The 21209-nt window shown below is 54.6% G+C and carries 22 protein-coding genes and 3 tRNA genes; 16 read left to right on the top strand and 9 right to left on the bottom strand.

The annotated features are described in order from the left end of the window. The first annotated feature begins 167 nt into the window (after positions 1-167). Together WM95_RS03450 and bglJ are read left to right on the top strand one after the other, a co-directional pair. The gene (locus tag WM95_RS03450) at positions 168-905 is read left to right on the top strand and encodes a helix-turn-helix transcriptional regulator (RefSeq protein WP_063409132.1); all 738 of its coding nucleotides are present in this window, start codon (positions 168-170) and stop codon (positions 903-905) included. Further along, on the top strand, positions 902-1537 hold the full coding sequence (gene bglJ, locus WM95_RS03455) for a DNA-binding transcriptional activator BglJ (protein WP_063409131.1): 636 nt from the start codon (positions 902-904) through the stop codon (positions 1535-1537). The genes WM95_RS03450 and bglJ overlap by 4 nt, the downstream gene beginning before the upstream one ends. Before the next feature lie 38 nt (positions 1538-1575). Here bglJ and WM95_RS03460 read toward each other — a convergent pair whose 3' ends face one another. After that, on the bottom strand, positions 1576-2034 hold the full coding sequence (locus tag WM95_RS03460; protein WP_063409130.1) for a YbaK/EbsC family protein: 459 nt from the start codon (positions 2032-2034) through the stop codon (positions 1576-1578). Positions 2035-2362: 328 nt separating this feature from the next. On the opposite strand from WM95_RS03460, the gene WM95_RS03465 reads away from it, so the two are divergent. Then, a complete protein-coding gene (locus tag WM95_RS03465; RefSeq protein WP_023310306.1) occupies positions 2363-3709 on the top strand; it encodes a PTS sugar transporter subunit IIC in 1347 nt (448 codons plus the stop codon). Positions 3710-3792: 83 nt separating this feature from the next. On the opposite strand, the gene fhuF is transcribed toward WM95_RS03465, so the two are convergent. Further along, entirely contained in the window at positions 3793-4581 is a 789-nt protein-coding gene (gene fhuF / locus WM95_RS03470) for a siderophore-iron reductase FhuF (RefSeq protein ID WP_063409129.1), read from the bottom strand. Between the two features lie 95 nt (positions 4582-4676). Further along, positions 4677-5741: a GGDEF domain-containing protein gene (locus WM95_RS03475; RefSeq protein ID WP_063409128.1), complete on the bottom strand. Its 1065-nt coding sequence runs from the start codon at positions 5739-5741 to the stop codon at positions 4677-4679. 215 nt (positions 5742-5956) lie between these two features. Between WM95_RS03475 and WM95_RS03480 the strand changes: the two genes are divergently transcribed. Next, complete coding sequence (locus WM95_RS03480; RefSeq protein ID WP_032660829.1) at positions 5957-6226, top strand: DUF1435 domain-containing protein; 270 nt, start codon at positions 5957-5959, stop codon at positions 6224-6226. Positions 6227-6267: 41 nt separating this feature from the next. On the opposite strand, the gene WM95_RS03485 is transcribed toward WM95_RS03480, so the two are convergent. From WM95_RS03485 to rsmC, 4 genes are all read right to left on the bottom strand, one after another. Beyond that, positions 6268-6353, bottom strand: a tRNA-Leu gene (locus WM95_RS03485). A gap of 33 nt (positions 6354-6386) precedes the next feature. Beyond that, positions 6387-6473, bottom strand: a tRNA-Leu gene (locus tag WM95_RS03490). Between the two features lie 28 nt (positions 6474-6501). Beyond that, a tRNA-Leu gene (locus WM95_RS03495) sits at positions 6502-6588 on the bottom strand. 172 nt (positions 6589-6760) lie between these two features. Beyond that, positions 6761-7789, bottom strand: coding sequence for a 16S rRNA (guanine(1207)-N(2))-methyltransferase RsmC (rsmC, locus tag WM95_RS03500; protein WP_063409127.1), 1029 nt, complete (start codon positions 7787-7789; stop codon positions 6761-6763). A 102-nt stretch (positions 7790-7891) separates the two neighbouring features. Here rsmC and WM95_RS03505 point away from each other — a divergent pair, with 102 nt between their 5' ends. The 8 genes from WM95_RS03505 to WM95_RS03540 all read left to right on the top strand — a co-directional run bounded on the left by WM95_RS03505 (position 7892) and on the right by WM95_RS03540 (position 14253). Further along, entirely contained in the window at positions 7892-8305 is a 414-nt protein-coding gene (locus WM95_RS03505) for a DNA polymerase III subunit psi (RefSeq protein WP_063409126.1), read from the top strand. After that, positions 8274-8717, top strand: coding sequence for a ribosomal protein S18-alanine N-acetyltransferase (gene rimI, locus WM95_RS03510; protein WP_047742882.1), 444 nt, complete (start codon positions 8274-8276; stop codon positions 8715-8717). Before WM95_RS03505 ends, rimI begins: the two co-directional genes overlap by 32 nt. A gap of 19 nt (positions 8718-8736) precedes the next feature. Next, positions 8737-9414, top strand: coding sequence for a pyrimidine 5'-nucleotidase (gene yjjG, locus WM95_RS03515; RefSeq protein ID WP_023310313.1), 678 nt, complete (start codon positions 8737-8739; stop codon positions 9412-9414). Between the two features lie 91 nt (positions 9415-9505). Continuing rightward, positions 9506-11095: a peptide chain release factor 3 gene (gene prfC, locus WM95_RS03520; RefSeq protein WP_063409718.1), complete on the top strand. Its 1590-nt coding sequence runs from the start codon at positions 9506-9508 to the stop codon at positions 11093-11095. Between the two features lie 299 nt (positions 11096-11394). Next, positions 11395-12012, top strand: coding sequence for a molecular chaperone OsmY (osmY, locus tag WM95_RS03525; protein ID WP_045355076.1), 618 nt, complete (start codon positions 11395-11397; stop codon positions 12010-12012). Positions 12013-12139: 127 nt separating this feature from the next. Continuing rightward, positions 12140-12301 (top strand): DUF1328 domain-containing protein, encoded by a 162-nt coding sequence (locus WM95_RS03530; protein WP_003856556.1) that lies wholly within the window; start codon positions 12140-12142, stop codon positions 12299-12301. A gap of 120 nt (positions 12302-12421) precedes the next feature. Beyond that, the gene (locus tag WM95_RS03535) at positions 12422-13474 is read left to right on the top strand and encodes a patatin-like phospholipase family protein (protein ID WP_023310316.1); all 1053 of its coding nucleotides are present in this window, start codon (positions 12422-12424) and stop codon (positions 13472-13474) included. Further along, positions 13471-14253 (top strand): TatD family hydrolase, encoded by a 783-nt coding sequence (locus WM95_RS03540; protein ID WP_063409717.1) that lies wholly within the window; start codon positions 13471-13473, stop codon positions 14251-14253. The genes WM95_RS03535 and WM95_RS03540 overlap by 4 nt, the downstream gene beginning before the upstream one ends. Here WM95_RS03540 and WM95_RS03545 read toward each other — a convergent pair. Both WM95_RS03545 and WM95_RS03550 read right to left on the bottom strand, forming a co-directional pair. Next, entirely contained in the window at positions 14248-15108 is an 861-nt protein-coding gene (locus WM95_RS03545; protein ID WP_063409716.1) for a YjjW family glycine radical enzyme activase, read from the bottom strand. The genes WM95_RS03540 and WM95_RS03545 overlap by 6 nt on opposite strands. After that, positions 15083-16630: a YjjI family glycine radical enzyme gene (locus WM95_RS03550; RefSeq protein ID WP_063409715.1), complete on the bottom strand. Its 1548-nt coding sequence runs from the start codon at positions 16628-16630 to the stop codon at positions 15083-15085. Before WM95_RS03550 ends, WM95_RS03545 begins: the two co-directional genes overlap by 26 nt. A gap of 262 nt (positions 16631-16892) precedes the next feature. Here WM95_RS03550 and deoC point away from each other — a divergent pair, with 262 nt between their 5' ends. From deoC to deoD, 4 genes are all read left to right on the top strand, one after another. After that, entirely contained in the window at positions 16893-17672 is a 780-nt protein-coding gene (deoC, locus tag WM95_RS03555) for a deoxyribose-phosphate aldolase (RefSeq protein WP_023310320.1), read from the top strand. Between the two features lie 109 nt (positions 17673-17781). Beyond that, positions 17782-19104, top strand: a complete 1323-nt coding sequence (gene deoA, locus WM95_RS03560; RefSeq protein WP_047060215.1) for a thymidine phosphorylase — start codon at positions 17782-17784, stop codon at positions 19102-19104. Positions 19105-19157: 53 nt separating this feature from the next. Continuing rightward, positions 19158-20381 (top strand): phosphopentomutase, encoded by a 1224-nt coding sequence (deoB, locus tag WM95_RS03565; RefSeq protein WP_058840508.1) that lies wholly within the window; start codon positions 19158-19160, stop codon positions 20379-20381. 89 nt (positions 20382-20470) lie between these two features. Further along, the gene (deoD, locus tag WM95_RS03570; protein ID WP_010427122.1) at positions 20471-21193 is read left to right on the top strand and encodes a purine-nucleoside phosphorylase; all 723 of its coding nucleotides are present in this window, start codon (positions 20471-20473) and stop codon (positions 21191-21193) included. Positions 21194-21209 lie beyond the last annotated feature (16 nt).

The raw sequence follows: 21209 nt of genomic DNA on the forward strand, positions 1-21209 counted from the left end.
TTAATTTCGCTTTGTGAGATATTACTGCTGTTTAGGCATTTCTTAAACTAAGAATACATCTCATCTTCTGCTTGTATTAACCTGCTTTACACTCAGGGACGAAAAATACTCATACGTTGATGCATTTTAACGTTACTCATCACATGAAGAATGGACACGGAGGGTCTATGTTGTCTTTGCACGGTAAGCATAGCGTTATCATTAGCCGGATACCGGTCATGCAAAACGGATTAGGGGGCGTGATGACTCGCCATTTCCCCGATTTTGAATTGACCTGTTGCAGCTCATTGCAGGAGTTAACGCTGCTCCAGCTACGCCGCGCTGACGTCATCATTGCCGATATTTCAGGCGAATACTGGAATCCTCGGGGCGCGCTCGAAGAGTATTTCAGTTTATTGAATCAATACCGGAACATTCACTGGATCTTTTTAGTTTCGCGGCCGCTTAACCCTATTGCCGTTGAGTTACTTGTGCGCCCGGAAAGTACGTTGCTTTCTGATATTGAACCCATTGAAGGGCTGGTTAACGCTATTCGGGCAGGTAGCGAACGCTCAGAGCGGGTAAGCCAGGCGTTGCTAACCCCGGAACCTCAAAGTACGGGGGAAGAAGACGAACAGGTTATCGCGCTCACGCACTCCGAACGCAAAGTATTGCGGCTGTTAGGTAAAGGATGGGGGATTAACCAAATCGCCACATTGCTTAAGAAGAGCAATAAAACTATCAGTGCGCAGAAAAACAGTGCGATGCGACGGCTGTCATTACGCAGTAATGCCGATATGTACGCCTGGATAAACAGTACACAGGGAATGCGAGAGCTGAGTTTGATGTCAGCCTATGGAGAGTTCGAGGAATGGAAAAAACCGATTCAACAAGACATATCGCCATCGTCGAAAATTGCACGATGAGTGCTGTTGGGCTAAAGCATCTTTTTGCGATGCCCGGCCTGAATCATTATCAGCTGCATCTGTTTAGTGAGTTTGACAGCTTTAAGAAAGCACTTCAGCACATCAATTTTTTCTCGCTGATCTATTCATATTCCGATGCGCGAGAAGAGCGTCGTAGCTGCCTGGCGCACCTGCGGGATTTTGCGTTTACGCATGGCCATATCCAGCGCATTATCCTGGTCGCTGATGAGATGGAAGCAAGATTAATTAGTCATCTTTCCCCGTCACGCCTTCACGGTGTGGTCAGCAAATCGCTGACGCTTGAGCGCCTGCAGAATGAACTCATGGTATTGCTGAGTGAAACCCTGCGCATCAATGACAATATGATGAATCACTGGTACCGGAGTCAAAGCAGAATGTTAAGCCCAACGGAACGGGCAATATTGCGTTATATGTCTTGCGGCTATTCCATTCCTCAAATAGCGGCACAGCTTGAACGCAATATTAAGACCATCCGGGCGCATAAGTTTAATGCGATGGTGAAGCTGGGGGTAAACTCTGACGTAGGGCTACTCGATGCGGCGGATATTATTACCCACCTTTCTGCAAGAGAACCGCGAAGTTCGGCACTCAGCAAGCCGACCTTTTTATAACCTGCCTGTTGCGCGCCAGAAAGGATCTGGCGCATCAATCAGATGCAAACATCAATCCATTTTGCGGACGTCAGCTCTGCCATTCTGTCAGGTGAGATACGAACGGCACTATGAATTGCGCCTGCGGCGGGCAGGACTTCGGCGTACTGCTTTAACGAGATGTCGCAGTAAACCGCGAGCGGGTTTTCCAGGCCGAACGGGCATACGCCGCCAACGGGATGACCGGTGATGGTCACCACTTCATCACTGCTGAGCATGCGCGCTTTTGCACCAAACGTGTCTTTCAGCTTTTTGTTATCCAGGCGCGCATCGCCTTTCGCTACCACCAGAATCACCTCATTTTTCACCTTTAATGACAAGGTTTTGGCGATCTGTCCCGGTTCAACACGATGGGCGGCAGCAGCCAACGCAACGGTAGCGGTACTCTGGCTAAGTTCAATGACGTCTATATCCGGCGCGTTGTCGGCAAAAAACTGCTGTACAGACTGCAAACTCATTGTTTCCTCCTGACAAATATCCTGCGTAATCTGTCATAAGAATTTATGCTCTGTAAATATCTCTTCAGTAACAAATATCCCGAACGGCTGATTTCTGGATCCTCTTCACAATCACGGAAACCGGTTACAGTAACCGGTTGCAGAGCGTGATGCGTCGATTAATACTGAGTACGTAACGTCCCCTGTACCCAATAATAAGAGCAAATTATGAAACCATTCCGTCTGAGCAGTACCCCTGGTCCACAAGCCAGCAAGGTTGTGAAGGTGATTTATGGAACAACGTGCGGCGCAAATGTGCCCGTAACAAACGTCTGACAGGAGATCTGCCATGTCTGCCAACCATGCTGCGTTTAACCTGATATTCCGTTTTGTTGAAAATTACGTCAGCCCGATTGCCGGGAGGATCTCTTCCCAGCGTCATGTCATGGCCATTCGTGATGGGTTCATCTCCGCGATGCCATTCATGATTGTGGGTTCATTTTTGTTAGTGTTCGCATACCCGCCGTTTTCGCCGGATACTACCTGGGGTTTCGCCCGAGCCTGGCTGGATATGGCGAAGCAGTTTGAAGGTCAGATCCTGACGCCGTTTGATATGACGATGGGCATTATGTCCATTTATATCTGTGCCGCCATTGCCTACAACCTTGGCAAACACTATGTCAAATCGCACCAGTTAGACCCGTTTATGTGCGCCATGCTGTCGCTGATGGCGTTTCTGCTGGTCGCGGCACCGAAAACCAAAGGCACGCTGCCAGTCGACAGCCTGGGTGGGACGGGCATTTTTACTGCGATTCTGGTGGCGATCTACTGCGTTGAGATGATGCGTTTCCTCAAGGCGCATAACATCGGTATTCGCCTGCCAGACCAGGTGCCTCCGATGATCAAAAACTCTTTTGATCTGCTCATCCCGGTGCTGGTAGTGGTGTTGACGCTTTATCCTCTGAGCCTGCTCATTCAGTCGCAGTTCGGCATGCTGATCCCGCAGGCCATTATGTCGGTCTTTAAACCTCTGGTTTCCGCAGCGGATTCCCTGCCTGCGATCCTGCTGGCCGTGTTGATTGGCCATCTGCTGTGGTTCGCCGGGATCCACGGAGCCGCCATCGTCTCCGGGATGCTGCAGATGTTCTGGCTGACTAACCTGGGCGCTAACCAGACCGCGCTGGCCGCCAGCCAGCCTCTGCCGCATATTTTTATGGAGGCGTTCTGGACGTTCTTTATCGTGATTGGCGGGTCGGGCGCCACGATGGGGCTGGTGATTTGCTATCTGCGTAGCCGTTCAGCGCATTTACGCTCTATCGGGCGTTTGAGCGTGGTACCCAGCTTCTTTAACATCAACGAACCCGTCATTTTCGGTACGCCAATTGTGATGAACCCGGTGTTCTTTATTCCGTTCCTGCTGGCACCGATGGTAAATGCAGTGCTGGCCTGGGCGGCGATGACGTTTGACCTGATTGGCCGCGTCATCTCAGTGGTCCCCTGGACGGCACCGGCGCCAATAGGCGCAGCGTGGGCTCTGGGCTGGGATTTCCGCGCGGCTATTCTGGTTGTGGTTCTGGCCTGCGTATCGGCAATCATCTACTTCCCGTTCTTCAAAGTGTACGAGAAACAGCTGCTGGAGCAGGAAGCGGAAGAGGCACAGCGTAACGCGGAAGAGGACAATCAGCAGGTGGCTTAGCTAAAAGCAAAACGGCAACTCAGGTTGCCGTTTTTAGTGTTTGTACCCTGTCCCTGTGGGTGAGGACATCAGGCCGGGGCCGACTACTTCAGCGTGCAATCCCCGCACTGCTTAACGTCCGGCAGGCGGTAGCGCTGGCAGCAGGTGCGGCGAACCAGAAGCCCATCACGGAGCACGACGGTACGGAATAACGGGTTGTCGCGGCCATCGGAAAGCTGTTTTGCAAAGAAACAGGACTGACGCAGGGCATCAACGTTCTCATCACCAAGCAGAGGCTTCATTTCCGTTAAATACCAGTGGATTAAATAGCCCGTATTGCTCCAGATAAGCTTCGCGTTAATCTCTCCCGTCGCTTCAAGCGCTTCCACCACCGGGATCAGGGCCTGAGTGATAAGCCGCTCCATACGTTCCTGAGCCGTCAGGCGTTCCGCGTTCTGGTCTTCGTGCAGATCAATCCAGAAACAGGCTGCGCGCCCGGTTTCGTGAAACTCGACGTGGAAATTATCCGGCGAGAGTTCCAGCATGCTCTTCTGGGTTAACAGCGCCAGCATGAGGGGAGGCACCATCAGCCCGATATACCACTGCGCCCAAAGAGAGAGCAGTGGTTTATTTTCCCGCGTAAGAGTGGGCTGATTGCGATAGATATGGTCGGAATAGGTGGCCAACAGCGACTGCAGTTTTGTTGGTTGACGCCACTCTGAGAGCGTCATGGCGTGGTTCGGGTGCGCTTCATCAAGCCGGATAAAGTCCAGCAGGTGGGCACGCGTCTCCGCAATCTTATCCCGTATGGCATCCGCAAGCGAAGCATTCCCGCTGGTGAGGGGCGCTCGCCAGAGGAGGGGTTCGACGATGTGTGCGGTATGCGTAGCCATAGTATAGATAGAAATCTAAATGATAATGATTGCCAATCCTAACTATTGCTCATACCAATGGCAAGACTTTTGTCCGGGTGACACCGCCGTGATGTTTACGCCGTCTGCAGCTCTTCACTCAACAGAATGTTATTGCGCCCCATATGCTTTGCTTCGTAGAGGGCTTTGTCCGCTTTTTCCAGCGCGCCTTCCACGTCTTCATCCTCGAAAATGGCAATACCAATGCTGATGGTGACGTTTGTCGCGACACTCTCGTTAAATAGATGCGGGATTTTCAAATCGTAGACTTTCTGACGGATCCGCTCGGCCGTCTGGCGAGCATGTTCGAGAGAAATATTGGTCAGCAGCACCATAAACTCTTCTCCGCCAAAACGCGCCACAATATCGCGAGAACGCACGGCGTCGCGGATTGCCGCAGAGACGCGCTTAAGCGCCTGGTCGCCCATCATATGGCCATAATGATCGTTATAGGCTTTAAAGTGGTCGATATCCATCAGCAGAACAAAGTGCTCGCCATTTTCTACCGTCGGCAGGTTCTCCAGACGGCTTTGCAGACCGCGACGATTATAGAGGCCGGTAAGCGGGTCCATCATGCTGAGATCGGTAAGGGTTTCTCGCTCTTCCAACAGGCGTGAGAGCAATTCCTGAGCAAAACGATCGTTACGCGTTTGCAAAATGTTATGAATAGCAATTGCCACCACAGGAAGTGCGAAAGAATAGGTCATTCTCAGCCATATATCGTGATCGCTTAGCCACAGGCAGGCAATAAAGGTGGGCAATGAGTGCAGCGTAAATGCTTTGATATTACTGGCGAATGCCAGCGTTCCGATAAAAAGTACCGTTAATAGGGCGATTAACAAATATGTCGCTTGGTCGTGGGTAATTAAGGCGAATTTAGACACAATTTGCCAGGCCCACAAAATACCGAAGATCCCTGAAACAACGGGAATATTTATCTTCCGCGCGCGCTTTCTCCAGTGCCAGACGAACAGGCCGGTGCTGATGGAGAAAATAGCAATAAGTGGGGCAGATAACAGGCGTACAGAATTGAGCGGATTTGTTACCGAGAACACTGCCGAGGTTGCGTTCAGAAATAAAAATAAACGTAACGACAATTGATATTTTCTGTGAACCAAAGACCGCCAGGATTGTGATGTCATAGTCGTGCGTTTTTATTAAAATTTAATTAAAACAAATAAGTAGGTGCCGTTTCGCAATAAAACATGCAAAAAACTCAAAGAGTAATTATCAGAAAATCTTTAGATGTTGTTAACAGGTGTGCAATTTATCACCTTAGGCAATTCCTGTCATTACGGGAAAGGTAAAGGTCGATGGATTTTGATTCATTCAGCTGACAAATGATAATGTGTGTCATATGATACTGGTTATCATTATCGTTGTGAGAGGGCAGATCATGTTGAACAGGGCGCTTGGCAGTGGTTGGGGGGTATTGCTACCGGGAGCCATTCTCGGCGGGTTGATGTTTGCCGATCTCTCCCTTGATACCTGGAAAGCGATCATTGTGTCAGGACTGTTAGTCACGTCAGGCATGATCTGGCATAAGCAGCTGCGCCACTTTGTTTTACTGCCATCATGCGTAGCACTGGTCAGTGGAATTCTGGTGATACTGATGAGTTTGAAATAACAGGGAAAACAAGAGGAACTTCAGAAGGGATGTAAGATAATTGGTGCGAGGGGGGGGACTCGAACCCCCACATCCTAAGGACACTAACACCTGAAGCTAGCGCGTCTACCAATTCCGCCACCTTCGCACAGTCATCTTACTATTGTTGATATCGCCTCGTTGGTGCGAGGGGGGGGACTCGAACCCCCACATCCGTAAGGACACTAACACCTGAAGCTAGCGCGTCTACCAATTCCGCCACCTTCGCCCAGTGCGAGCAATATCATTGTGATTTATGGTGCGAGGGGGGGGACTCGAACCCCCACATCCGTAAGGACACTAACACCTGAAGCTAGCGCGTCTACCAATTCCGCCACCTTCGCATACCATCGATACTGTAAAAGTATCGTAACCACGGAGGCGCATTCTAGATGTTTTCAGCTTTACGTCAACAGAAAAGTGCGCGCTACGCCTTGATTGCTGCAAAAATGGCCGATGGGTATGTCATGTGTAGCCGGATGGCGCTTGCGCTTATCCGGCCTGCTGGAGTGGAGATTACTTTTTGGCCTGACGCGTCATCACGGTGCGGTAGACTTTGAAGCGGCCGGTCTGGGCGATCACTTCGTGGAAGCCGAAGGTTTCGTCCAGCACTTTCGGATACGCCAGGAAGGCGTTCGCGACAATACGCAGCTCACCGCCGCTGTTGAGGTGACGGACTGCGCCACGGATCAGCGTTTGTGCCGCTTCCAGGCTGGTTTCCATACCGTCGTGGAACGGCGGGTTGGAGATGATCATGTCGAAGCGACCGGTGATGTCGGAGAAGACGTTGCTGGCAATCACCTCGCCTTCAATGCCGTTTGCGGCAAGCGTTGCGCGGCTGGCTTCTACCGCCGGGGCGCTCACGTCACACAGGGTTAAGCGCACTTTGGGTGAATGGCTGGCAAGCACGGTAGAGAGCACGCCCGCGCCGCAGCCCACGTCCAGCACTTTGCCTTTGGTGTGCGGCGTCAGGGTGGAGAGTAGCAGCTTGCTGCCCGTATCCAGCGCGTCGCGGCTGAACACGCCCGGCAGCGTTTTGATGGTCAGGCCGTCAAGCTGGTACTCGTCCCAGTATGCCTGTGCATCAAACGTTGTCTGTTTTTCCAGACGGCCATGGTACAGACCACAGCGGCGTGCGCTGTCGACTTTATTCAGCGGCGCGTAGCCTTCCAGCATCTGTTCAGCGCTTCGCACGCCGCTGCGGTTCTCACCCACAATGAAAATATCGCAGCCGACCGGCAGCAGGGAGAGCAGGTTCATCAGCTGGAACTGGGCTTCCGGCTTGTTCTTCGGCCAGTAGTAGATCAGCGTATCGCAGTCGGCGATATCGCTCTGCTCCGCCACCAGGCTAAAGCGCGCGCGCTCGCCCATCTGGCGGCTCAGCACCTGCCAGTGGTGGTAGTATTGGGTGTGGGCACGGCTTTCAGCACAGTCGAAACGCGCAGGCAGGTCATCCTGCATATCTCCGGCAAACAGAATACGGCTTTCTTCGAAATCATCACTGTGACGCAGCAAGACTTCACTTGCCGGGGTAAATGCAGACATGAATTGTTCCTCAATAAACTCAGGCGGGGATTATAGTAGGTAGATGGCGCACTTTCGACACATTTGCTATATTTGCGCGCCTGAGAGACAGGAGTTTTCCCTATGACATCCCGACGAGACTGGCAGTTGCAGCAGCTGGGCATTACCCAGTGGGCTTTGCGTCGCCCGACGGCGTTGCAGGGCGAAATCGCCATTTCCATCCCTGCGCACGTACGCCTGGTGATGGTGGCGGAAGAACTGCCTGCCCTGAATGAACCCCTGATCGATGATGTCCTTCGCAGCCTGAAGATGACGGCCGACCAGGTTTTACAGCTGACGCCAGAGCGTGTTGCGATGCTTCCTCATGATAGCCGCTGTAACAGCTGGCGTATCGGAGAAACAAACGAGATCCCCCTACAGGGGAGCCAGATCTGCACGCCAGCGCTGGACGAACTGAAAGCCAACCCAAAAGCGCGCAGCGCGCTATGGCAACAAATCTGCGAATATGAACACGATTTCTTCCCTCACGACGCCTGACCTGACCACAGCGTTTGCGATTGAAACACGCGCCCACGCGTTTCCGTGGAGCGAAAAAACCTTCGCCAGCAATCAGGGCGAACGGTATCTGAACTTCCGTCTGGACGTTGACGGCACCATGGCCGCCTTCGCGATCACGCAGGTTGTTCTTGATGAAGCGACGCTGTTTAATATTGCGGTTGATCCCGCGTTTCAGCGCCGTGGGCTGGGAAGAGAACTGCTCGAGCACCTCATTCGCGAGCTCGAAACCCGTGACGTTTTCACCCTGTGGCTGGAGGTGCGCGCGTCGAATGTCGCCGCCATCGCGCTCTATGAAAGCTTAGGCTTTAACGAGGCGACAATCCGCCGTAACTACTACCCCACCGCAGAGGGACGTGAAGACGCCATCATAATGGCTCTGCCGATTGGATAACGAATATAAGGTTGTAACGATGAAATGGGACTGGATTTTCTTTGATGCCGACGAAACGCTGTTTACGTTCGATTCGTTCGGCGGCCTGCAGCGGATGTTTCTCGACTATAGCGTGACCTTCACCGCTGAAGATTTTCAGGACTATCAGGCGGTAAACAAACCGCTGTGGGTGGATTACCAGAACGGTGCCATCACCGCGTTACAACTTCAGCACCAGCGCTTTGACGTCTGGGCGGAACGCTTAAAGGTCAGTCCGGGGACGCTGAATGATGCCTTCCTGAACGCGATGGCGGATATCTGTGCGCCACTGCCGGGTGCGGTTTCCCTGCTGAATGCGTTGAAAGGCAAGGTGAAACTGGGGATCATCACCAACGGTTTTACCGCCCTGCAGCAGATCCGCCTCGAGCGCACCGGCCTGCGCGATCATTTCGACGCGCTGGTGATCTCGGAAGAGGTTGGCGTGCCGAAGCCGGATCCGCGAATTTTCGACTACGCGCTGGCGCAGGCCGGAAATCCCGACCGCGATCGCGTCCTGATGGTGGGTGATACAGCAGAGTCAGATATCCTGGGCGGCATGAAGTCAGGTCTGTCGACCGTCTGGCTCAACGCGCATGGCCGCGTGAAGCCTGAAGGCATCGAGCCGACCTGGACCGTGACGTCGTTGAACGAACTGGAGCAACTCCTGTGTAAACAATGATTGCCTGCCCCCCATTGATGGGTAAAATAGCCGCAATTTTGTATTCCATGATGCGTGGCGTGCTGCCGCGCTTATAAAAGAAGATTTAATTATGACGTTGTCTCCTTATCTGCAAGAGGTGGCCAAGCGCCGCACTTTTGCCATTATCTCGCACCCGGATGCCGGTAAAACGACCATCACTGAGAAGGTGTTGCTGTTCGGACAGGCGATCCAGACTGCCGGTACCGTGAAGGGCCGTGGCTCCAGCCAGCATGCAAAATCCGACTGGATGGAGATGGAAAAGCAGCGTGGTATTTCGATTACCACCTCCGTGATGCAGTTCCCGTATCACGACTGCCTGGTGAACCTGCTGGACACCCCGGGTCACGAAGACTTCTCCGAAGATACCTACCGTACCCTGACGGCGGTGGACTGCTGTCTGATGGTGATCGACGCCGCGAAAGGTGTAGAAGACCGTACCCGTAAGCTGATGGAAGTCACCCGTCTGCGCGATACGCCGATCCTCACCTTCATGAACAAACTCGACCGTGACATCCGCGATCCGATGGAGCTGATGGATGAAGTGGAAAACGAGCTAAAGATCGCCTGTGCGCCCATCACCTGGCCCATTGGCTGCGGCAAGCTGTTCAAAGGGGTGTATCACCTCTATAAAGACGAAACCTACCTGTATCAGACCGGTAAAGGCCACACCATTCAGGAAGTGCGCATTGTTAAAGGTCTGGACAACCCGGATCTGGACGCGGCGGTCGGGGAAGAGCTGGCCGCGCAGCTGCGCGACGAGCTGGAGCTGGTGAAGGGCGCTTCTCACGAGTTCGACAAAGAGCTGTTCCTGAGCGGTGAAATTACTCCGGTCTTCTTCGGTACCGCGCTGGGCAACTTCGGCGTTGACCACATGCTCGACGGTCTGGTGGAGTGGGCGCCGCGCCCGATGCCGCGTAACACCGACACCCGTGAAGTGGAAGCGCAGGAAGAAAAATTCACCGGCTTCGTGTTCAAAATTCAGGCCAACATGGACCCGAAACACCGCGACCGCGTGGCCTTTATGCGCGTGGTGTCCGGTAAGTATGAGAAGGGCATGAAGCTGCGCCAGGTGCGTATCGGGAAAGACGTTGTCATCTCCGACGCGCTGACCTTTATGGCGGGTGACCGTTCGCACGTTGAAGAGGCGTATCCGGGCGACATCATCGGTCTGCACAACCACGGCACTATTCAGATCGGCGATACGTTCACCCAGGGTGAAATGATGAAGTTCACCGGTATTCCGAACTTCGCACCGGAGCTGTTCCGTCGTATCCGTCTACGCGATCCGCTGAAGCAGAAACAGCTGCTGAAAGGCCTGGTTCAGCTCTCCGAAGAGGGCGCCGTGCAGGTGTTCCGCCCAATCGCGAACAACGACCTGATCGTTGGCGCGGTCGGCGTGCTGCAGTTCGACGTGGTTGTCGCGCGTCTGAAGAGCGAGTACAACGTGGAAGCGATTTACGAGTCTGTGAACGTCGCGACCGCGCGCTGGGTTGAGTGTTCTGACGTGAAGAAATTCGAAGAATTTAAGCGTAAGAACGAAATTCAGCTGGCGCTGGATGGCGGCGATAACCTGACCTATATCGCGCCAACTATGGTGAACCTGAACCTGACGCAGGAACGTTACCCTGACGTTCAGTTCCGTAAAACCCGCGAGCACTAATCCCCTCTCAGAGCACGGCTCCCGCCGTGCTCTTCTTTAATTCCTGTCTTATTAATCCCTTGCGGAATGTTCTTAATTCAACGCAATTTCACGCTATTCGCGCGTTTTTTACCCAATTCTGAAAGCGGCTCTGTGAGAGTGATCTATATTTAACTCAGTGTTTAACACCGGGCGTGGATAAATTAACTGTTCAATGCATGACTTTAGGTTATCCATTTTGCCCGTGTGTTTATTCGCAATATATAAAACTACTAAGGAAGTATGTAGCCCGAATAACGGGTAAACACAGGAATAGATCGATGAATATGACAAGACTGAAGATTTCGAAAACTCTGCTGGCTGTAACCCTGGGTAGCGTTCTGGTGAGCGGTTCCGCTCTGGCGGAAAGCAGCACAATGGATAAAGCCCAGTCCACGGCCGATAGCGCAGGGCAAAAAATCGATAGCTCTATGAATAAAGTCGGCAACTTCATGGACGACAGCTCAATCACAGCAAAAGTGAAAGCCGCACTGGTGGATGATGAATCCATCAAAAGTACCGATATTTCCGTTAAGACCGACAAGAAAGTGGTCACGCTGAGCGGCTTCGTGGAAAGCCAGGCTCAGGCCGAACAGGCGGTGAAAGTCGCGAAGGGCGTTGAAGGCGTTGCGTCCGTCAGCGATAAGCTGCACGTACGTGACGGTAAAAACGCGTCGGTGAAAGGTTATGCCGGTGATGCCGCTACTACCAGCGAAATCAAAGCTAAACTTTTAGCAGATGACATCGTGCCGTCCCGTAAGGTGAAAGTGGAAACCACCGATGGTGTGGTTCAGCTTTCCGGTACGGTAGATTCGCAGGCGCAAAGTGAACGCGCCGAGTCCATCGCGAAAGCGATTGACGGTGTGAAAAGCGTTAAAAACGATCTGAAAACGAAGTAAATCTGGACCATTCGCCCGTCTGGTTAAAACCTGCGGGCGAAATAAGAACGACTCTGGAAAAACGCCGGTGAGTGACCTGAGCGCTCACGTTTAGCGGCCGACATTAACTATGGTAAAGGAGAAGCTTATGTTTCGTTGGGGCATTATATTTCTGGTTATCGCGTTAATTGCCGCCGCATTGGGCTTTGGTGGACTGGCAGGTACAGCGGCATGGGCAGCTAAGATTGTGTTCGTTGTAGGTATTATTCTGTTCCTGGTCAGCCTGTTTACGGGTCGTAGACGTCCGTAGCAAACGCAATATTCCTTCAACAAAATAAAGCCAGTCACTGCGACTGGCTTTTTCTTATTTGCGTAACAGGTCGGGTGCGTTACTGTGGTGTTATAAAATAATCAAAACAGGAAAGCAGAGGTGGGGCAACGAATTCCCGTTACGCTCGGCAATATTGCGCCGCTGACGTTAAAGCCGTTTCGCGCAGGACAACTCGCGCTGGTCTGCGAAGGTGGAGGACAGCGCGGCATTTTCACCGCCGGCGTGCTGGATGAATTTATGCGCGCGCAGTTCAACCCGTTTGACCTTTACTTCGGCACCTCTGCCGGGGCGCAGAACCTCTCTGCCTATGTCTGTAACCAGCCTGGCTATGCGCGAAAGGTCATCATGCGCTACACCACGGCAAAAGAATTTTTTAATCCGGTGCGCTTTGTGCGCGGCGGCAACCTGATCGATCTCGACTGGCTGCTGGAGTCGACCTCCAGCCAGATGCCGCTGGCCATGGATACCGCTGCCCGTCTGTTTGATAGCGGCAAAGAGTTCTGGATGTGCGCCAGCCGGGGCGATGACTATTCGCCGGGCTATTTTTCTCCTCAGAAGGAGAACTGGCTGGACATCATCCGCGCCTCCAGCGCGATCCCCGGCTTTTATCGTACGGGAGCCCTGCTGGACGGCATTAGCTATCTGGACGGTGGGATCAGTGACGCGGTGCCGGTGCAGGAAGCCGCCCGGCGCGGGGCGAAAACCATTGTGGTGATCCGTACCGTACCGTCGCAAATGTATTACACGCCGCAGTGGTTTAAACGGATGGAGCGCTGGTTGGGCGACAGCAGCCTGCAGCCGCTGGTGAACATCGCGAAGCAGCATGAAACCACCTACGGCGCGATGCAGCGCTTCATTGAAAAACCGCCGGGTAAGCTGCGTATTTTTGAAATCTATCCGCCTAAGCCGCTGCTGAGTATGGCCCTGGGCAGCCGCGTCCCTGCGCTGCGCATGGATTACAAAACGGGGCGGCTGTGCGGGCGTTACTTCCTGGCGACGGTGGGGAAAATGCTGGCGGAGCAACCGCCGCTTCATCGCCATAAACGCATTATTTTGCCGCCTGCGATTGTCGCCAACGACGCCCTGACGACGCCGCTGGTGGATATTCCGCAGGCGAATGACGCTTTACTGGATAACGAGGATCTGGCGTGATGTACCGCTTTATTGATACCCATTGCCACTTCGATTTCCCGCCGTTTACGGGGGATGAAGAACGCAGTATTGCGAAAGCGGCCGAGGCAGGCGTTCAGGCCATCATTGTGCCTTCAGTGGAAGCGGCTTATTTTTCCTGGGTGCTGGATCTTTCCGCGCGGCACTCCGCGCTCTATGCCGCGCTCGGCCTGCATCCGATTGTGATTGAGCGGCATCTTGATGAGCACATTGAGAGGCTTGATGAGGTCGTGCAAACCGCAGGAGACAAACTTGTCGCCATCGGTGAGATCGGCCTCGATCTTTATCGCGAGGATCCGCAGTTTGAGCGCCAGCAGACGATCCTCGACGCGCAGCTCAGACTGGCGAAGCGCCAAGATCTGCCGGTGATCCTCCACTCAAGACGCACGCACGATAAGCTGGCGATGCACCTGAAACGCATCGATCTGCCGCGCAGGGGCGTCGTGCACGGTTTCTCCGGCAGCCTGCAGCAGGCGCAGCGTTTTATTGAGCTGGGCTATAAAATCGGCGTCGGTGGCACCATCACCTATCCGCGCGCCAGTAAAACCCGGGACGTGATGGCACAGCTGCCGCTGTCGGCGCTTCTGCTGGAAACCGATGCGCCGGATATGCCGCTGAATGGTTTTCAGGGCCAGCCGAATCGCCCGGAACAGGCGGCGCGCGTATTTACCACCCTGTGTGAACTGCGAAAAGAGCCTGAAGAGGTGATTGCCGATGCGCTGCTGGAAAATACCCGTTCGGTATTTGGCATCACGCTATAGGTAAAGCGCCGGACGGATCACCGTTATCTTCTGTTTTTCCAGCGCCAGCGCCAGCGGTTCAACGTCCTCGGGCGTGGCGCTGCGCCACGATGCCGCCTCACCGTAAACGCCCTGCGCATGAAACGCGTTGATTCGTACCGGAACATTTCCAAGTCCGTGGACAAAGGTCGTTAGCGGTTTGAGATGTTCCAGATAATCACACTGCTCCGGAATCACCAGCAGGCGGAGTTCCGTCAAACGGTGACGATCTGCCAGCCAGCGGATGCTCTGCTTAATCTGCGGGTTTTCGCGCCCGGTCAGGAAGCGGTGATGCTCGTTCCCCCACGCCTTCAGATCCAGCATCGCGCCATCCAGTACCGGCAGCAGCTTTTGCCAGCCGGTTTCGCTTAACAGACCGTTGCTGTCTACCAGGCAGGTGAGGTGACGCAGGGCGGGATCGGCTTTGATCGCGGTGAACAGGGCGATCAAAAACGGCAATTGCGTTGTGGCTTCACCACCGCTCACGGTGAGCCCTTCGATAAAGGGGGAGGATTTGCGGACATGAGTGAGGATCTCTTCCACGCTGAAGCGGTGCGCCATAGGCGTTGCCTGCTGCTGGCACAGGTGCAGGCAGGTGTCGCACTGCTGGCAGTCACTCTCCTGCCACCAGACGCGTCCGGCCTGAATGGTTAGCGCGTCGTGCGGGCAGTGGGGCACGCAGTCCCCGCAGTCGTTGCAGCGCCCGATCGTCCACGGGTTGTGGCAGGTTTTGCAGCGCAGGTTGCAGCCCTGCAGGAACAGCGCCAGGCGGCTGCCCGGCCCGTCCACGCAGGAAAAAGGAATAACCTGACTAACTAAAGCGCATCTGCTGTTCATGGCTAACCACGCGCGGCTGACGTTCCAGAATACGGGTATTGCGTGCGGCTTCTTCCCCCAGCCAGGTAGTATTGGTGCGCGATCCGGCTTCCCGGTATTTCTCCAGATCCGACAAGCGAACCATGTAGCCGGTCACGCGTACCAGATCGTTACCCGCTACGTTGGCGGTAAATTCACGCATACCGGCCCTGAACGCGCCCAGGCAAAGCTGAACCACCGCCTGCGGATTGCGTTTGACCGTCTCCTCCAGGGTGAGAATATCGCTGATTCCGGAGTGATAGTGTTTGTGATGCGGCGCAACGGCCAGCAGGTGGCTGACAGGATCCGACTCATCGCCGTAGGGCAGGCGCGCGCCCGGCGTGGTGCCGGAGTCGGAGCTGATCCCCGACTGCGCGTGCAGCATCGCGCGATGCTTCCAGCCGTGCTTCACCGGCGTGCTTTCAACGAACGCCGCAAGCTGTTCGCTGATGCGATAGCCCAGCGCGTTGGCCTGCTCGTCTTTTCCGTAACGGCCTTCAATGCCCTCCTTTTCACAGAGCGTATTCACCGCTTCCGCCAGGCCGTACATGCCAAACATGGGCACAAACCGATCGGCATCAATCAGCCCCTCTTTGACCAGGAAGCTATTCTCAAAGAAGCCAGATTGCTCGTACAGGAAACCGCAACGTGCATCGATGATGGCAATTTGCTGCTGGCAGTAGTGCGGGAGCGTGCGGGTGAAGAAGTCTTCAATGGATGTGCTGCGTTCAGCAATGGCTTTGAGGTTGAGGCGCACCAGAGTGCTGCCACCGCCTGCAAGCGGCAGGGAGTTGTAACAGCTCACCACGCCGTAACGGCCTTTTGTGAAAATTTTATCATTCATCGGGCCGTTAGAAATATGCGGTTTGCTGCATTCACATATGTTTTTTGCCACCTCAAGCAGCAGGTCGTCCGGGGTGATATCGGGATCGTAGATAAAGGTCAGGTTCGGCGCGACCTGCTTCAGCTCTGCATCGGCACGCAGAATGGCGCGCGCGACGGGCGTATCTTCAGGCCCGATGTTTGCGTGCATAAACGCATCCGGCAGCGTACGGTCGAGATAGCGCCAGAAACGTTTTATTCGGCTATCGACCTCTTCTTGTGTTAGAATTCTAACATATGGCGTCAATATCGCATCAAGCTGACCGAGATAGACCGGCATCGATGTGACGGACGGAACATGATGGTAGAGGATGGTTAACAGCGAGAGGGCGTCGTCGAGATCTTTCGCGCCTTCCAGCTCCAGCCACTCTGAACCGTTAGCCAGAAATTTTGCGTAATCCGGCAGAACGTAACGGGGTTTGTAAGGCGCATGGCCTTCGAACATGTCGCAGATAAACCCCTCGTCCAGCGCGGCTCGTGCGGCCTCAGGAAGTGCCGGGTAAGGCAGGTTGTTCTCCGCTTCCAGCGCCAGAAAATGACGTTTTTGTTCCGGGGTTAACACCGGGCTTGTCACAATGTGCTGGCAACGTTGTTGCAGGGCGTCGGGGCTGGAGTGGGGCATATTCGCTTCCTTGAATGTTCTGCGGATGATGAACGGATTGTAGGAAGCCAGCCTGTCGGGGCTTTTGATCCGACAGGGGGTATCGCTGCTTTAGTCGACAACTTACGCACTAAAGTTTGAAGAAGATCTCATTACAGTAATGCAAATTTGTATGCAGTTTTCATTAACTGTGATGAATGTCGAAGTGTGGATGCGGGTGAATGTTAGAATACTCACAGACCCGCAAGGTAAAATTTATACGGCACTGCCGTTGGAGAATGTTATGACCGATTTAACAGCAAGCAGCCTGCGCGCGTTGAAGCTGATGGACCTGACGACCCTGAACGATGACGACACCAATGAAAAAGTCATCGCCCTGTGCCATCAGGCGAAAACGCCGGTGGGTAACACCGCAGCCATCTGTATCTACCCGCGCTTTATCCCGATTGCCCGTAAGACGCTGAAAGAGCAGGGCACGCCGGACGTGCGTATTGCAACCGTAACTAACTTCCCGCATGGCAACGACGATATCGAGATTGCGCTAGCAGAAACCCGCGCGGCGATTGCTTACGGCGCAGACGAAGTTGACGTGGTGTTCCCGTACCGCGCGCTGATCGCCGGCAACGAGCAGGTCGGTTTTGACCTGGTGAAAGCCTGTAAAGACGCGTGCGCGGCGGCAAACGTGCTGCTTAAAGTGATCATCGAAACCGGCGAGCTGAAAGAAGAGGCGCTGATTCGTAAAGCATCTGAAATCTCCATCAAAGCCGGTGCGGATTTCATTAAAACCTCTACCGGTAAAGTGCCGGTGAATGCGACCCCGGAAAGCGCGCGCATCATGATGGAAGTGATCCGCGACATGGGCGTATCCAAAACCGTTGGTTTCAAACCTGCGGGCGGCGTGCGTACCGCTGAAGACGCGCAGCAGTTCCTGGCGATTGCCGACGAGCTGTTTGGCGCCGACTGGGCCGATTCCCGTCACTACCGCTTCGGTGCGTCCAGCCTGCTGGCCAGCCTGCTGAAAGCGCTGGGTCACGGCGACGGTAAGAGCGCAAGCAGCTACTGATTGCCAGACAATGCCGGATGACGCTTCGCTTATCCGGCCGACAGGATCGTAGGGCGGGTAAGCGTAGCGCCACCCGCCACAACTCCCCCGATTCCGCATGGAGGTTACCGTGTTTCTCGCACAAGAAATTATTCGTAAAAAACGTGATGGTCATGCATTAAGCGACGAAGAGATCCGCTTCTTTATCAACGGCATTCGTGATAACACCGTCTCAGAAGGGCAGATTGCGGCTCTGGCGATGACCATTTTCTTCCACGATATGTCGATGCCTGAGCGCGTGTCGCTGACCATGGCGATGCGAGATTCAGGAACCGTTCTGGACTGGAAAAGCCTCAACCTTAACGGCCCGATTGTGGATAAACACTCCACCGGTGGCGTGGGTGACGTGACGTCTCTGATGCTCGGCCCCATGGTGGCAGCCTGCGGCGGTTACATCCCGATGATCTCCGGGCGCGGCCTGGGCCACACCGGCGGTACGCTCGACAAACTGGAAGCCATTCCGGGCTTCGATATCTTCCCGGACGACAACCGCTTCCGCGACATTATTAAAGACGTTGGTGTGGCGATTATTGGCCAGACCAGCTCTCTTGCTCCGGCAGACAAGCGTTTCTACGCGACCCGCGACATCACCGCGACCGTTGACTCCATCCCGCTGATCACCGCCTCTATCCTGGCGAAGAAACTGGCAGAAGGGCTGGACGCGCTGGTGATGGACGTGAAGGTCGGCAGCGGCGCCTTTATGCCAACCTATGAACTTTCTGCTGCGCTTGCCGAAGCGATCGTTGGGGTCTCCAACGGCGCGGGCGTGCGCACCACCGCGCTGCTCACTGACATGAACCAGGTGCTGGCCTCCAGCGCCGGTAACGCCGTCGAAGTGCGTGAAGCCGTCCAGTTCCTCACAGGCGAATACCGTAACCCGCGTCTGTTCGACGTCACCATGGCGCTGTGCGTTGAGATGTTAATCTCCGGCAAGCTGGCCAAAGACGACGCAGAAGCCCGCGCGAAGCTGCAGGCGGTGCTGGATAACGGCAAAGCGGCGGACATTTTCGGCCGCATGGTTGCAGCCCAGAAGGGCCCGACCGATTTCGTCGAAAACTACGCGAAATACCTGCCAACCGCGACGCTCAGCAAAGCGGTGTATGCCGATAGCGAAGGGTTTGTCTCTGCGATGGACACCCGTGCCCTCGGCATGGCGGTGGTCTCGATGGGCGGTGGCCGTCGTCAGGCGTCAGACACCATTGATTACAGCGTCGGCTTTACCGATATGGCCCGTCTGGGCGACAGCGTTGACGGTCAACGTCCGCTGGCGGTGATCCACGCCAAAGACGAAGCCAGCTGGCAGGAAGCGGCTAAAGCGGTGAAAGCGGCTATTACGCTTGACGATAAAGCGCCGGAAACCACACCGACTGTCTATCGCCGTATCACCGAATAGCGGTATACTGATCTGATCGATAATTTTTGAAGCACTACGTACGGAGAACAATTATGAAACGTGCATTTATTATGGTGCTGGACTCATTCGGCATCGGCGCAACCGAAGATGCAGAACGTTTTGGTGACGTGGGTTCCGATACCATGGGCCACATCGCGGAAGCCTGTGCGAAAGGCGAAGCGGACAACGGTCGTAAAGGCCCTCTGACTCTACCTAACCTGACCCGCCTCGGTCTGGTGAAAGCGCATGAAGGTTCTACCGGTAAAATCGCAGCCGGTATGGACGGCAACGCGGAAGTCGTGGGCGCCTATGGCTGGGCTCACGAACTCTCCTCCGGTAAAGACACCCCGTCTGGCCACTGGGAAATCGCCGGTGTGCCGGTGCTGTTCGACTGGGGTTACTTCTCCGATCACGAGAACAGCTTCCCGCAGGAGCTGCTCGATAAGCTAGTGAAGCGCGCCAACCTGCCGGGCTACCTCGGTAACTGCCACTCTTCCGGTACCGTGATTCTGGATCAGCTCGGCGAAGAGCACATGAAAACCGGCAAGCCGATTTTCTACACCTCTGCTGACTCCGTGTTCCAGATTGCGTGCCACGAAGAGACGTTTGGCCTGGATAAACTCTATGAGCTGTGCGAAATCGCCCGTGAAGAGCTGACCGAAGGCGGCTACAACATTGGCCGCGTGATCGCGCGTCCGTTTATCGGCGACAAAGCGGGTAACTTCCAGCGTACCGGTAACCGTCATGACCTGGCCGTTGAGCCACCGGCACCGACCGTACTGCAGAAGCTGGTTGAAGAGAAAGACGGCCACGTGGTTTCCGTGGGTAAAATCGCGGATATCTACGCCAACTGCGGCATCACCAAAAAAGTGAAAGCCACCGGTCTGGACGCGCTGTTCGATGCCACCATCAAAGAGATGAAAGAAGCGGGCGACAAGACCATCGTCTTCACCAACTTCGTGGACTTCGACTCCTCCTGGGGCCACCGTCGCGACGTCGCAGGCTATGCGGCCGGTCTTGAGCTGTTCGACCGTCGTCTGCCGGAGCTGATGGAGCTGGTGGGTGAAGATGACATTCTGATCCTGACCGCGGACCACGGCTGTGACCCAACCTGGACCGGTACCGACCACACCCGTGAGCACATTCCGGTGCTGGTGTACGGCCCGAAAGTGAAGCCTGGCTCGCTCGGTCACCGTGAAACCTTTGCGGACATCGGCCAGACCCTGGCGAAATACTTTGGTACGTCTGACATGGAATATGGCAAGGCCATGTTCTGAATCATGTTGGGTGAGGTCTGATGCCCTCACCCCGGCCCTCTCCCACAGGGAGAGGGTGAAAAGAATAAACAATGTAAAAGGAACTGAAGATGGCAACTCCTCACATTAATGCAGAAATGGGTGATTTCGCTGACGTCGTATTGATGCCGGGCGACCCGCTGCGCGCGAAGCACATTGCAGAAACTTTCCTGGAAGACGTGCGTGAAGTGAACAACGTTCGCGGCATGCTGGGCTTCACCGGTACCTATAAAGGCCGCAAAATCTCCGTTATGGGCCACGGTATGGGTATCCCATCCTGCTCTATCTACACCAAAGAGCTGATCACCGACTTCGGCGTGAAGAAAATCATCCGCGTTGGCTCCTGCGGCGCGGTGCGCATGGACGTTAAGTTGCGCGACATCGTTATCGGTATGGGTGCCTGCACCGATTCCAAAGTTAACCGCATGCGTTTCAAAGACCATGACTTCGCGGCGATTGCTGACTTCGGCATGGTGCGTGACGCGGTTGACGCAGCAAAAGCGCTGGGCGTTGAAGCGCGCGTGGGTAACATCTTCTCTGCTGACCTGTTCTATGCCCCGGACGGCGGCGAGATGTTCGACGTGATGGAGAAATACGGCATTCTGGGCGTGGAAATGGAAGCGGCGGGTATTTACGGCGTCGCGGCTGAGTTTGGTGCGAAAGCGCTGACCATCTGCACCGTGTCTGACCACATCCGTACCCACGAGCAGACCACTGCTGCCGAGCGTCAGACTACCTTTAACGACATGATCAAAATCGCGCTGGAATCCGTTCTGCTGGGCGATAAAGAGTAATTCTGTCTCTTCCCTC

Origin of the sequence: Enterobacter cloacae complex sp. ECNIH7, from assembly GCF_002208095.1 — a bacterium.
GTDB classification, from domain to species: domain Bacteria; phylum Pseudomonadota; class Gammaproteobacteria; order Enterobacterales; family Enterobacteriaceae; genus Enterobacter; species Enterobacter cloacae_M.

What these genes read in the sequence shown, in the direction of transcription:
- WM95_RS03505 (WP_063409126.1), top strand. Translation starts at nt 7,892, where the DNA reads ATGACATCCCGACGAGACTGGCAGTTGCAGCAGCTGGGCATTACCCAG.
- WM95_RS03550 (WP_063409715.1), bottom strand. Translation starts at nt 16,630, where the DNA reads ATGCCCCACTCCAGCCCCGACGCCCTGCAACAACGTTGCCAGCACATT.
- deoC (WP_023310320.1), top strand. Translation starts at nt 16,893, where the DNA reads ATGACCGATTTAACAGCAAGCAGCCTGCGCGCGTTGAAGCTGATGGAC.
- WM95_RS03480 (WP_032660829.1), top strand. Translation starts at nt 5,957, where the DNA reads ATGATACTGGTTATCATTATCGTTGTGAGAGGGCAGATCATGTTGAAC.
- rsmC (WP_063409127.1), bottom strand. Translation starts at nt 7,789, where the DNA reads ATGTCTGCATTTACCCCGGCAAGTGAAGTCTTGCTGCGTCACAGTGAT.
- WM95_RS03545 (WP_063409716.1), bottom strand. Translation starts at nt 15,108, where the DNA reads ATGAACAGCAGATGCGCTTTAGTTAGTCAGGTTATTCCTTTTTCCTGC.
- WM95_RS03450 (WP_063409132.1), top strand. Translation starts at nt 168, where the DNA reads ATGTTGTCTTTGCACGGTAAGCATAGCGTTATCATTAGCCGGATACCG.
- WM95_RS03475 (WP_063409128.1), bottom strand. Translation starts at nt 5,741, where the DNA reads ATGACATCACAATCCTGGCGGTCTTTGGTTCACAGAAAATATCAATTG.
- yjjG (WP_023310313.1), top strand. Translation starts at nt 8,737, where the DNA reads ATGAAATGGGACTGGATTTTCTTTGATGCCGACGAAACGCTGTTTACG.
- osmY (WP_045355076.1), top strand. Translation starts at nt 11,395, where the DNA reads ATGAATATGACAAGACTGAAGATTTCGAAAACTCTGCTGGCTGTAACC.
- prfC (WP_063409718.1), top strand. Translation starts at nt 9,506, where the DNA reads ATGACGTTGTCTCCTTATCTGCAAGAGGTGGCCAAGCGCCGCACTTTT.
- WM95_RS03530 (WP_003856556.1), top strand. Translation starts at nt 12,140, where the DNA reads ATGTTTCGTTGGGGCATTATATTTCTGGTTATCGCGTTAATTGCCGCC.
- bglJ (WP_063409131.1), top strand. Translation starts at nt 902, where the DNA reads ATGAGTGCTGTTGGGCTAAAGCATCTTTTTGCGATGCCCGGCCTGAAT.
- rimI (WP_047742882.1), top strand. Translation starts at nt 8,274, where the DNA reads ATGAACACGATTTCTTCCCTCACGACGCCTGACCTGACCACAGCGTTT.
- WM95_RS03460 (WP_063409130.1), bottom strand. Translation starts at nt 2,034, where the DNA reads ATGAGTTTGCAGTCTGTACAGCAGTTTTTTGCCGACAACGCGCCGGAT.
- WM95_RS03465 (WP_023310306.1), top strand. Translation starts at nt 2,363, where the DNA reads ATGTCTGCCAACCATGCTGCGTTTAACCTGATATTCCGTTTTGTTGAA.
- deoD (WP_010427122.1), top strand. Translation starts at nt 20,471, where the DNA reads ATGGCAACTCCTCACATTAATGCAGAAATGGGTGATTTCGCTGACGTC.
- deoB (WP_058840508.1), top strand. Translation starts at nt 19,158, where the DNA reads ATGAAACGTGCATTTATTATGGTGCTGGACTCATTCGGCATCGGCGCA.
- fhuF (WP_063409129.1), bottom strand. Translation starts at nt 4,581, where the DNA reads ATGGCTACGCATACCGCACACATCGTCGAACCCCTCCTCTGGCGAGCG.